The sequence below is a fragment of the Pseudomonas sp. XP1 genome, assembly GCF_053557675.1.
Genome location: NZ_JBNRIJ010000011.1, coordinates 146,517 through 158,283 on the forward strand (window position 1 = coordinate 146,517; position 11,767 = coordinate 158,283).

Annotated in this window: 11 protein-coding genes; 6 read left to right on the top strand and 5 right to left on the bottom strand. The window is 63.8% G+C overall.

Going from position 1 to position 11,767, the window contains the following annotated elements:
* Nucleotide 1: 1 nt before the first annotated feature.
* Nucleotides 2-1,375: a nucleotide 5'-monophosphate nucleosidase PpnN gene (ppnN, locus tag ACK1U9_RS12890; protein ID WP_046615244.1), complete on the bottom strand. Its 1,374-nt coding sequence runs from the start codon at nt 1,373-1,375 to the stop codon at nt 2-4.
* Between the two features lie 209 nt (nt 1,376-1,584).
* Nucleotides 1,585-2,646: a YeiH family protein gene (locus ACK1U9_RS12895; protein WP_196188091.1), complete on the bottom strand. Its 1,062-nt coding sequence runs from the start codon at nt 2,644-2,646 to the stop codon at nt 1,585-1,587.
* A 111-nt stretch (nt 2,647-2,757) separates the two neighbouring features.
* Between ACK1U9_RS12895 and ACK1U9_RS12900 the strand changes: the two genes are divergently transcribed.
* Nucleotides 2,758-3,645, top strand: coding sequence for a LysR family transcriptional regulator (locus tag ACK1U9_RS12900; protein ID WP_108480618.1), 888 nt, complete (start codon nt 2,758-2,760; stop codon nt 3,643-3,645).
* A gap of 11 nt (nt 3,646-3,656) precedes the next feature.
* Here the strand turns inward: ACK1U9_RS12900 and pncB are convergent, their stop codons facing one another.
* Together pncB and ACK1U9_RS12910 are read right to left on the bottom strand one after the other, a co-directional pair.
* Nucleotides 3,657-4,856 carry a nicotinate phosphoribosyltransferase gene (gene pncB / locus ACK1U9_RS12905; protein WP_085599143.1) on the bottom strand — a complete coding sequence of 400 codons (1,200 nt, stop codon included), beginning with the start codon at nt 4,854-4,856 and terminating at the stop codon, nt 3,657-3,659.
* Entirely contained in the window at nt 4,853-5,503 is a 651-nt protein-coding gene (locus ACK1U9_RS12910) for an isochorismatase family protein (RefSeq protein WP_046615248.1), read from the bottom strand. The genes pncB and ACK1U9_RS12910 overlap by 4 nt, the downstream gene beginning before the upstream one ends.
* Before the next feature lie 138 nt (nt 5,504-5,641).
* Here ACK1U9_RS12910 and ACK1U9_RS12915 point away from each other — a divergent pair, with 138 nt between their 5' ends.
* Nucleotides 5,642-6,346, top strand: coding sequence for an NUDIX hydrolase (locus ACK1U9_RS12915; protein WP_196183472.1), 705 nt, complete (start codon nt 5,642-5,644; stop codon nt 6,344-6,346).
* 65 nt (nt 6,347-6,411) lie between these two features.
* Here ACK1U9_RS12915 and ACK1U9_RS12920 read toward each other — a convergent pair whose 3' ends face one another.
* Nucleotides 6,412-7,005 carry a helix-turn-helix domain-containing protein gene (locus ACK1U9_RS12920; protein ID WP_046615250.1) on the bottom strand — a complete coding sequence of 198 codons (594 nt, stop codon included), beginning with the start codon at nt 7,003-7,005 and terminating at the stop codon, nt 6,412-6,414.
* 313 nt (nt 7,006-7,318) lie between these two features.
* Here ACK1U9_RS12920 and glnT point away from each other — a divergent pair, with 313 nt between their 5' ends.
* From glnT to ACK1U9_RS12940, 4 genes are all read left to right on the top strand, one after another.
* A complete protein-coding gene (gene glnT / locus ACK1U9_RS12925) occupies nt 7,319-8,653 on the top strand; it encodes a type III glutamate--ammonia ligase (protein ID WP_046615251.1) in 1,335 nt (444 codons plus the stop codon).
* A 66-nt stretch (nt 8,654-8,719) separates the two neighbouring features.
* Nucleotides 8,720-9,625, top strand: coding sequence for a class II glutamine amidotransferase (locus ACK1U9_RS12930; protein ID WP_085599139.1), 906 nt, complete (start codon nt 8,720-8,722; stop codon nt 9,623-9,625).
* A gap of 27 nt (nt 9,626-9,652) precedes the next feature.
* Nucleotides 9,653-10,327, top strand: coding sequence for a GltB/FmdC/FwdC-like GXGXG domain-containing protein (locus ACK1U9_RS12935; protein WP_025338783.1), 675 nt, complete (start codon nt 9,653-9,655; stop codon nt 10,325-10,327).
* A gap of 15 nt (nt 10,328-10,342) precedes the next feature.
* Nucleotides 10,343-11,668, top strand: coding sequence for an FMN-binding glutamate synthase family protein (locus ACK1U9_RS12940; protein WP_085599135.1), 1,326 nt, complete (start codon nt 10,343-10,345; stop codon nt 11,666-11,668).
* The last annotated feature ends 99 nt before the right edge of the window (nt 11,669-11,767 follow it).

Here is an 11,767-nt window from a genome sequence, read left to right on the forward strand (position 1 = left end):
CTCAGGTCACCACCTGGTAGCACGGTACATACGCCGCGCCGCCAGGTAACTTCATCCGATGCTGGTCGACGAACGCCTGCAACAGCCGGCCCAGTGGGTCCAGCACGGCGCTGTCGCCACGGATCTGATACGGCCCGTGTTCCTCGATCAGGCGGATGCCCTTGTCTTTCACGTTGCCAGCAACGATGCCGGAAAACGCCCGGCGCAGGTTGGCGGCCAGTTCGTGAGCCGGCAGCTCGCGGCGCAGGTCGAGGTCGGCCATGGCCTGGTGGGTCGGGTCGAACGGGCGCTGGAAGCTCTCCTCGATCTTCAGCAGCCAGTTGAAGTGGAAGGCATCGTTGCGCTCGCGGCGGAACTGCTTTACCGCCTTGAGCCCTTCGACCATGTGCCGGGCAACTTCAGCCGGGTCATCGATGATGATCTCGTACAGGCGGTGCGCCGCTTCACCCAGGGTGGCGCCCACGAAGGCATGCAATTGTTGCAGGTACGGCTCGGCGCTGCGCGGGCCGGTGAGTACCACCGGGAAAGGCAGGTCCTGGTTGTCCGGATGCATGAGGATGCCCAGCAGGTAGAGGAACTCCTCGGCCGTGCCGGCACCGCCCGGGAAGATGATGATGCCGTGGCCGACCCGGACGAAAGCTTCCAGGCGCTTCTCGATGTCCGGCAGGATCACCAGTTCGTTGACGATCGGGTTGGGCGCTTCGGCGGCGATGATGCCCGGCTCGGTGAGGCCCAGGTAGCGGCTGCCGTGCATGCGTTGCTTGGCGTGGGCAATGGTGGCGCCCTTCATAGGGCCCTTCATCACACCCGGGCCGCAGCCTGTGCACACGTCCAGCTTGCGCAGGCCCAGCTCGTGGCCGACCTTCTTGGTGTACTGGTATTCCTCGCTGCTGATCGAATGGCCACCCCAGCACACCACCATCTTCGGCTCCACGCCCGGGCGCAGGGTGCGGGCGTTGCGCAGCAGGTGGAAGACATAGTCGGTGATGCCCTGGGAGCTTTCCAGGTCGATGCGCTGGCTGGCCAGCTCGCTTTCGGTGTAGACGATGTCGCGCAGTGCGCTGAACAGCATTTCACGGGTGCTGGCGATCATTTCGCCATCGACGAAGGCGTCGGCCGGGGCATTCAGCAGCTCCAGGCGCACGCCGCGGTCCTGTTGATGGATACGTACCTCGAAATCCTGATAGGCCTCGAGTATGGTCTTGGCATTGTCGACATGGGCGCCGGTGTTGAGGATGGCCAGGGCGCACTGGCGGAAAAGGGTGTAAAGGCTACCGGTACCGACTTCACTCAGTTGCTGCACTTCACGTTGTGACAGCGTCTCCAGGCTGCCTTTGGGGCTGACGGATGCATTGATGACATTGCGTTGAGGCATCTAAGTCTTTCCTGTGCGGGTAAAACATCCTTCTTTGACAACACCATACCGAGAAATGTGGACGGCAACGAGGGGGGAGTGGAAAAAGCTTGAGACCAGGCTGGCTTCTTCGCGGGCTTGCCCGCTCCCACAGGGACGGCGCAGGCTTCAGGCTTGCGCTGTACCTGTGGGAGCGGGCAAGCCCGCGAAGCAGGCGACTCGGTCTCAAGTCATCCCAACAGCTTCTGCACACCCAGGGTAATGGCCACGCCACCAAACACCAGCCAGAGGTTGAGAATCGCCCCGGTGGCCAGTGCCCGCGGCCCGGCCTGGCGAATCTGGCTGAGGCGCGTCTCCATCCCCAGCGCGGTCATGGCCATGGTCAGGGCGAAGGTATCCAGGCTGTTGATCGTCTGGGTCAGGCTGCCCGGCAACACCTGCAGCGAGTTCACCAGTACCAGCGCGAGGAAGCCGAAGGCGAACCAGGGCATGGCGATGCGCCCATTGCCCTGTGCCTGGCCCGGCTGGCGCGCGCGGCTGATCCAAAGGCCCACCACCAGCAGTACCGGTACCAGCAACATCACCCGGGTCATCTTGACGATGGTGGCGATATGCGTGGCCTCGGGGCTGACGTTGCTGGCCGCACCGACCACCTGGGCCACTTCGTGAATGGTGCCTCCCAGGAACAGCCCGGCGCCCATGGTGTCCAGGTGCAGCCAGCCGGCATTGATCGCCAATGGGTAGAGGAACATCGACAGGGTGCCGAACAGCACCACGCTACCCACCGCCATGGCACTTTTATGCGGTGCACTGCGCAGGGCCGACTCGAAGGCCAGTACCGCGGCGGCGCCGCAGATGGCGCTGCCGGCTGCGGTCAGCAAGGCGGTATCGCGGTCCAGCTTGAACAGCTTCATGCCGCACCACAGGCCGATCAGCAGTGTGCTGGACACCACCAGCAACGACGCGATGAGCCCGGACCAGCCGACTTCGGCAATTTCCTGCAGGCTTACCCGCAGGCCAAAGAAGGCCACGGCAATGCGCAGCAGGCCGCGGGCCGAAAAGTTGATACCCGCCGCCCAGCTTGCCGGTACACCGTCACGCAGTGCATTGCCGTAAAGCGCACCGGCGACGATACCGACGATCAGCGGGCTGATGCCCATGTTGGCAATGGCGGGCAGGGCAGCCAACTGGGTGACCGCAAGCGCGAACAGTGCGACGAACAGGATGCCATTGAGCCGCCCTCGGGTAGAAAGGGTAGGAGCAAAGGCGGGGTTGGACGGAGCCGTGGCCATGTGAGTCCTCCGGAAAAGTGTTTCGACATGGCTTACGTTAATCTGGTTATAAGCTTATAAAAAATCGTAATTTAGGATGGCAAATATCCGTTTAGCTGATATTTTTCATTCATGACCCCAGAACAACTGATAACGTTTGCTACCGTCGCCGAGCACGGCAACATCAGCCATGCGGCCCAGGCCCTGCACTTGTCGCAGCCGGCGGTGTCTGGCCAGCTCAAGTTGCTGCAGGAGGCCTTTGGCGAGCCTCTGTATCAGCGCGCCGGCCGTGGTGTGCGGCTGACAGCAGCCGGCGAGCAATTGCTGGCCCATGCCGAGCGCTTGCGCGAAACCTTCCGTCAGGCTCAGGCATTGCGCGAGGCCATGCGCGGGCTGGAGCGCGGCACCTTGCGCATCGGCGCCAGTACCACGCCGGCAAGCTACCTGCTGCCTTACCTGATTGCCGATTTCCATGCCCGCTATCCGGAAGTGCTGGTGAGTACTTCCAACGGCAACACGGCGGAAATCGTCGCTGCGCTGGATAGCGTCGATATCGCCCTGATCGAAGGGCCGCCTGGGCAGGAACTGCCATTGGGCACGTCGGTGACGGCGTGGCGGGAAGACGAGATCGTGGCCATCGTGCCGCGTGCTCATCCGCTGGCTGGCAGTGACCGGCAGACACTGGCATCACTGGGGGCCTACCCGTTGGTGTTGCGCGAGAGCGGCTCGGGTGTGCGGCAGATCGTCGAGCGGGCATTTGCCCGCAGCGGCGTGGCGATGCGCGTGGCGCTGGAAATTGCCGGGGTGGAAGGGGTGAAGGAAGCGGTGCGGGCCGGGATGGGGATCGGTTTTGTATCGGCGATGTCGATCCGGCATGAGGATGGGGCTTTGCAGCGGTTGCAGGTCGTGCCGCAGGCGCTGGTGCGGCGGTTTTCAATTCTGGTGCCGCATGCCGCCACCCCCTCGCGGGCTGCGGCGCGGTTTCTGGAGTTGTGTGTTGGTCTGCAAGAGGTGGGGTGACTGTGCAGGCCTCAATCCACCCGAAAGACATGCTTCAGATAGGCCACGAAGTTCTCATCCCGGCACTGTGTCTTGCCCGGGCTGTCGGAAATCTTGGCTACCGGGGCCCCATTGCACGCTGTCATCTTGATCACGATGTTCATCGGCTCCACCCCCGGGATATCGCAGGTCAGCCTGGTCCCAATGCCAAAGCTCACATTGATCCGCTCATGCAACGCCCGGTACAACCCCAGCGCCTTGGGAAGGTCCAGCCCGTCGGAAAAGATCAGGGTCTTGCTCTTCGGGTCGATCCCCAGCCGCTCATAGTGGGCAATGGCCTTTTCCGCCCAGGCCAGCGGGTCGCCCGAATCGTGCCGCAAGCCATCGAACAGCTTGGCGAAGTACAGGTCGAAGTCGCCCAGGAACGCGTCCATGGTGATGCAGTCGGTCAGGGCAATGCCCAGCAGCCCCCGGTATTCCCGCACCCAGCATTCCAGCGCGGCAGCCTGGCTGTCGACCAGGCGCGGGCCAAGTTGCTGGTGGGCCATGAACCACTCGTGGGCCATGGTGCCGATCGGCTTGAGCTGGTATTCGCGGGCCAGGTGCACGTTGCTGGTACCGACAAAGCGGCCCGGGAAGTCACGCTTCAGAATGTGCACCACCTCGTCCTGCACCCGGTAGGAGAAGCGCCGCCGGGTGCCGAAGTCGGCCAGTTGGAAACCGGCCAGTTCATCGGCGCTGGCTGCGGCCTTCAGCCAGTCGAGGTTCTGATACAGGCGCTCGCGGACTTGCTCGATCACCACCTCGCGATACCGATAGCGGTTGCGTACCTCGCTGATGATCGCCAGTAGCGGGATCTCGTAGAGAATCACGTGCAACCACGGCCCGCGCACGCGAATCGCCAGTTGGCCGGCATCATCCAGGCCTACCTGTACATAGCGCAGGTTGAAGCGGAACAGGCTGAGAAAGCGGATGAAGTCCGGTTTGATGAACGGGATCTTCTCCAGGTAGGCGAGCTGGTCATGCGTGACGCTGACATCGGCCAGTTGCTCGACCTGATAGCGGATTTCCGCCAGGTAAGGTGCGAGGTTCTCGCCGTTACGACAGCGGAATTCCCATTCCACCTCGGCGTTGGGATAGTTGTGCAGCACCGCCTGCATCATGGTGATCTTGTAGAAGTCGGTGTCCAGCAGGTTCTGGATGATGCGTGGACCGAAAACGCTGTCGCTCATGGGCGGTCTTCCTTGATCAGAGAGAGCTGGTGGTCGAGCGCGGCTTCGTCGCCGCAGAGGATCACGCCCTCGGCAGCCAGGGCGCCACATGCCTCGATGGCGCCCGCCTGGGTGAGGGCGCGGCAGGCCGGCAGGTACAACAGCACCCGAAAGCCAGCCTGACGCAATTGGCGAGCGGTGGTCCTGACGCAATAGTCCAGGGCCAGGCCACCGACGATCACCGCGCCCACCTGCTGTACCTTGAGGTACTCGATCACCCCGGTGGAGCGGCGCTCGGCCAGGTCGTGATAGCAGGCGCCGTAGGGGTGCAGGTCGGGCTCGACGCCTTTCCACACGAAATAGTCGTAGTCGATGGGGGCAGGTAGGCCGGGCAGCAACTCGAAGCCGGGCGTGCCGGGGACACAGTGGCTGACCCAGGTCAGGTCAGCGTTGGCCAGCTGCAAAGGCTGCAGCATGTGCGCGGGGTCGGCGACTACCCAGGCGGCGTTGGCCGGGTGGGCGTCCTTGCTGCCCAGGCGCAGGTCGGCACGCAAGGCCATGGTATTCAGATCAGCCGCGATTTCGTCACCCTCGGGGACGGGCAGTTCTTGCGGCACATTGCTGGTGAAGCCGTTCTGGGCGTCGACATCGAAACTGGCGATCTTCATGGCGGTTCTCCTCGCTGGAATGGCTACATAATTCACCTGGTGTATTAAGTGTGTCAAGTGACATTTGAAATAGGCTTTTTGCTTGCCTTACTTAGATGCCCTGGTGGATTATGGGGCGCTTGAACAAGGAGTCGCCCGGTGAATGCAGTAGAAGTTCTGGCCAGCGTCGATATCGTGGCGCTGCGCATGGCCCCCGAAGCTCAGCATCTGCAGGTGCTGTTGCACCGTCGTGAGCGTGAACCGCATGCCGGCCAGTGGGCCCTGCCCGGGGTGATCGTCAATGGCCGCACCCCCGACACCAGCCTGGAAGCTGCCGCCGAACGCGCGCTGCGCGAGAAAACCCAGGTAGTACCTCGCTACATGGAACAGGTGGGCACCGAGGGCAATGCTTTCCGCGACCCGCGTGGATGGTCACTCAGCACCTATTACCTGGCATTGCTTGATCCGAGGCAGGTCGTCGAAGGCGAGCAACTGGCGTTTTTCGACTTGGACAGCGTATTGGCGCGCAAGGTGCTGTTGCCCTTTGATCATAACCTGCTGGTGGAGCGCGCCCGTGAGCGGCTGGCGGCGAAGACGGTGTACAGCAGCCTGCCGCTGTACCTGCTGGCGGAGAAGTTCACTGTGCTGGATGCGCTAGGTGCGGTGCAGGCTTGCCTGGGGCAGGCGGTGAACAACACCTCGCTGCGCAAACGCCTGGAGCGCTTGCGCGAGCTGGGGTGGGTGAGTGATACCGGTGAGAAGAACCAGCCGAGGCTGGGTAGGCCGCAGCAGTTGTATCGATACACACCACAGGGGGAGCGGGCGTTCATGTTTGATCGCAGTCTGCTGCCTGAGGGCGCTTAGTCGCCTGTATCTGTGCGTGCAGCGGTTGGCATCCTGTTGATCCGCGGGTGCCTTGCTGCACCGTGTCACTCGTCGCCGTAGTTCATGATCGACAACAGGCGGATGGGTACCTGCACCAGCTTCTCGGGGCCGTGCGGGGTCTCGCCGTCGAAAGTCAGGCTGTCGCCCGCCTGCATGTGATAGAGCTGGTTGCCGTGGCGGTACACCAGTTCACCCTCCAGCAGGTGGAGGAACTCGGTGCCGGGGTGGGCGAAGGTTGGAAACTCTTCGCTGGCGTCATCCATGGTCACCATGTACGCCTCGAAGTTCTTCTTCGGCCCCCTGGCGTGGTTGAGCAAATGGTAGGTGTGGCCTTTCTCGGTACCGCGGCGCACCACCTCCAGCCCTTCACCGGCTTTCACCAACAAGGCATTACCGTCGGGCTGGTCATATTGGCTGAACAGCTTGGCCATCGGCATGCCCAGCACGTCGCACAGGCGGCTGAGGGTGTCGAGGCTGGTGGACACCTGGGCGTTCTCGATCTTGCTCAGCATGCCTTGGCTGATGCCGGCGATGCGCGCCACGTCGGCGAGCTTGAGGGACTGGGCCTGGCGCTGGCGCTTGATCTGCAAGCCCAGGTACTGCTCCAGACGAAGGCGCGGTTCGGTTTCGGTTGGCATCGAATGTCCTGCACGGTTTCAGTTCAAGAATAATGTTTTCGCACTAGGAAAGTGCGAAATGGCAGCTGCGGTGGACGCATCTTTCCTCGGGTGAAAACAAGTTTCCCATAAACGGAGCGTGGAAATCTGCTTGGTTTTGGGTTGTCGGTGCCGGCCTCTTCGCGGGTAAACCCGCTGCCACAAGCCCGCGAAGAGGCCCGAACAGGCAACACAAGGTTGCACCTGAATGAAGTTGGCAAGCGCATTGCATTCCTGTGAGGAAAGTAAGTTTCTCTTGCGGAATCATTGCCCCTTGCTCAGGAGTGTCCAACCCATGTTGCCAGCAGAAACCCAGCGCACCCTCGATCAGCACGGCATCAAGTACGTGCTGGCGCAGTTCGTCGATATCCATGGCTCGGCGAAGACCAAATCGGTGCCGGTCTCGGGCCTGAAGATGGTGGCCGAGGAGGGCGCCGGCTTTGCCGGGTTCGCCATCTGCGGCATGGGCATGGAACCGCACGGCCCCGATTTCATGGCCCGCGGCGACCTTTCGACCTTGATCCCGGTACCCTGGCAGCCGGGGTACGGCCGGGTGGTGTGTGTAGGCCACGTGAACGGCCAACCCTGGCCCTACGACAGCCGCTACGTGTTGCAGCAGCAGGTGCAGCGCCTGGCTGACAAAGGCTGGACCCTGAACACCGGCCTTGAGCCCGAGTTCAGCCTGTTCCGCCGCGACGAGGAGGGCAAGCTGCAACTGGTGGACGCTTCCGACAACCTCGACAAGCCCTGCTACGACTACAAAGGCCTGTCGCGCTCGCGGCTGTTCCTCGAGCGGCTGACCGAGGCGTTGCAGCCGGTGGGCTTCGACATCTACCAGATCGACCACGAGGACGCCAACGGCCAGTTCGAGATCAACTACACCTACAGCGACGCCATGGAGTCGGCCGACCGCTTCACCTTCTTCCGCATGGCCGCCGGCGAGATCGCCAACGACCTGGGGATGATCTGCTCGTTCATGCCCAAGCCCGACCCCAAGCGCGCCGGCAATGGCATGCACTTCCACCTGTCGCTGGCCAGCAGCACCAACAAGAACCTGTTCCATGACCCGTCCGACAGCAGCGGCATGGGCCTGTCGAAGCTGGCCTACCACTTTGCCGCGGGCCTGCTGGCCCATGGCCCGGCGCTGTGCGCCTTCGCTGCGCCCACGGTCAACTCGTACAAGCGCCTGGTGGTCGGCCGCTCGCTGTCCGGCGCCACCTGGGCCCCGGCGTTTGTCGCCTACGGCGCCAACAACCGCTCGGCGATGGTGCGTATCCCCTATGGCCGCCTGGAGTTCCGCCTGCCGGATGCTGGCTGCAACCCGTACCTGGTCACCGCCGCGATCATCGCCGCCGGCCTCGATGGCATCGACCGTCAGCTGGAGCCGGGCGAGATGTGCAACGAGAACCTCTACAACCTGAGCCTGGAAGAGATTGCCGCACGCGGTATCAAGACCTTGCCGCAGTCGTTGAAGGAAGCCGCCGACGCCCTGGAGGCCGATCCGCTGTTCCGCGAAGTGCTGGGCGGCGAGATCGTCGACGAGTTCATCAAGCTCAAGCGCATGGAGTGGGTGGAGTATTGCCGCCATGTCTCCGACTGGGAAATCCAGCGTTACACCGAGTTCTTCTGACCGCCCCCAATCCCTTGGGCGGCCAGCACGAAAACGGTTGCCCACTGCCTAGTAAGGAGCATCAACATGTGTGGAATCGTAGGTCTGTACCTGAAAAAGCCCGAGCTGGAAGCCCAGCTCGGCAAGCTCTTCGAACCCATGCTCGAAGCCATGACCGACCGTGGCCCGGACAGCGCCGGTTTTGCCATCTACGGCGACGAAGTGGCCGATGGCTGGGTCAAGCTCACCCTGCAGGCCACTGACATCAACTACCCCTGGGCGGCCCTGATGGGCCAGCTGGAAGGGCGCCTGGGCTGCTCGCTGGACTGGTTCCAGAACGCCAGCGCCGCCGTGCTCAAGGTGCACACCGGCGAGGCGTCGGCCCGCCATGCCCTGAGCGAACTGGCACCTGACGTGCGCATCATGAGCGCCGGGCAGAGCATCGAGATCCTCAAGGGCATGGGCCTGCCGGCGGAAATCTCCAGCCGCTTCGGCCTGGCCGGAATGAAAGGCAGCCACATCATCGGCCATACCCGCATGGCCACCGAAAGCGCCGTGACCATGGAGGGCAGCCACCCGTTCTCCACCGGCGCCGACCTGTGCCTGGTGCACAACGGTTCGCTGTCCAACCACTTCCGCCTGCGCCAGGAGCTCAAGCGCGAAGGCATCTGCTTCGAGACCGACAACGACACCGAAGTGGCCGCCGGCTACCTGACCTGGCGCCTGCAGCAGGGCGACAGCCTGGCCCAGGCCCTGGATGGCGCGCTGGAGGACCTGGACGGCTTCTTCACCTTCGCCATCGGCACCCGCAATGGCTTTGCCGTGATCCGCGACCCGATCGCCTGCAAGCCTGCCGTGCTGGCCGAGACCGATGACTACGTGGCCATGGCCTCGGAGTACCAGGCGCTGGCCAGCCTGCCGGGCATCGAGAACGCCAAGGTCTGGGAACCGACCCCGGCCACCCTGTACGTCTGGGAACGCGAAGGCGCCTGACCTGCCACCGAACCACTGGAGAACCACATGAAGACGATCGACCTTTCCAGCACCTCGGTGCGAGTCCTCAACCAGTCCTTGCACGGTGAGGTGCAGGACCACGAATGGCGGGTGACCCACCCCGACGGCAAGCACAACCTGGCCGTGGGCATCAACGCCGCAGTGGCCGTGGATATCGAAGGCCACGCCGGCTACTACTGCGCCGGCATGAACCAGCAGGCCAGCGTCACCGTGCATGGCAACGTCGGTGTCGGCGTGGCCGAGAACATGATGTCCGGCTCGGTGCGGGTCAAGGGCAGCGCCTCCCAGGCCGCCGGCGCCACCGCCCACGGCGGGCTGCTGGTGATCGAGGGCGACGCCGGCGCGCGTTGCGGTATTTCAATGAAGGGCGTGGATATCGTCGTCGGCGGCAGCATCGGCCACATGAGCTGCTTCATGGGCCAGGCGGGGCGTTTGGTGGTGTGTGGCGATGCCGGCGATGCGCTGGGCGATTCGCTGTATGAGGTGCGCATCTACGTCAAGGGTGCGGTGCAGTCGCTGGGCTCGGACTGCATCGAGAAAGAGATGCGCGCCGAGCACCTGCAAGAGCTGCAAGAACTGCTGAACAAGGCCGGCCTGGACCACAAGGCTGCCGATTTCAAACGCTACGGCTCGGCTCGCCAGCTGTACAACTTCAAAGTCGACAACGCCAGCGCGTACTGATTCAGGAGCATTCCCATGAGCGAGCAATTCCCCCCGGTACTGCGTGAGTCGGCCACCTTCGATCGCCTGACCATCCAGGAAATCCAGCGTGCTGCCGAAACCGGCATCTACGACATCCGCGGTGGTGGCACCAAGCGCCGCGTGCCGCACTTCGACGACCTGCTGCTGCTCGGTGCCAGCGTGTCGCGCTACCCGCTGGAAGGCTACCGCGAGAAGTGCGGCACCGATGTGTTGCTGGGCACCCGCTTCGCCAAGAAGCCGATCCACCTGAAGATACCGGTGACCATCGCCGGCATGAGCTTCGGCGCGCTGTCGGCCAACGCCAAAGAGGCGCTTGGCCGTGGTGCGACCATCGCCGGCACCAGCACCACCACGGGCGACGGCGGCATGACGCCGGAAGAGCGCGGCCAGTCGCAACACCTGGTGTACCAGTACCTGCCGTCGCGCTACGGCATGAACCCCGATGACCTGCGCAAGGCCGATGCCATCGAGATCGTCCTCGGCCAGGGTGCCAAGCCGGGCGGTGGCGGCATGCTGCTGGGCATGAAGGTGACCGAGCGCGTGGCCGGCATGCGCACCTTGCCGATCGGCGTCGACCAACGCAGCGCCTGCCGCCACCCGGACTGGACCGGCCCGGATGACCTGGCGATCAAGATTGCCGAGATCCGCGAGATCACCGACTGGGAAAAACCCATCTACGTGAAGATCGGCGCCAGCCGCCCGTACTACGACGTAAAGCTGGCGGTAAAGGCCGGTGCCGATGTGATCGTGCTCGACGGCATGCAGGGCGGTACCGCCGCGACTCAGGAAGTGTTCATCGAGCACGTTGGCATCCCCATCTTGCCGGCCATTCCACAGGCAGTGCAGGCGCTGCAGGAAATGGGCATGCACCGCAAGGTGCAGCTGATCGTCTCCGGTGGTATTCGCAACGGTGCCGACGTGGCCAAGGCCATGGCCCTCGGGGCTGATGCGGTGGCCATTGGCACTGCGGCGTTGATCGCGCTGGGTGACAACCACCCGCGGCTGGATGCCGAACTGAAGAAGATCGGCTCGGCGGCCGGTTTCTATGACGACTGGCAAAACGGCCGCGACCCGGCCGGCATTACCACCCAGGACCCGGAACTGGCCGGGCGCCTGAACCCGGAGGAGGCCGGGCGCCGTCTGGCCAACTACCTGCGGGTGCTGGTGCTGGAGGCGCAGACCATGGCGCGGGCGTGTGGCAAGTCGCACTTGCACAACCTCGACCCGGAGGACCTGGTGGCGTTGACCGTGGAGGCTGCGGCGATGGCGCGAGTGCCTTTGGCGGGGACTGCCTGGGTGCCGGGGCAGGCGCGGTACTGAGTTATCGGTAATTGGGGCCGCTTTGCGGCCCATTCGCGGCACAAGGCCGCTCCTGCAGGGGACCGCGTCTCTGTGCCTGCGCGGCCCCCTGCAGGAGCG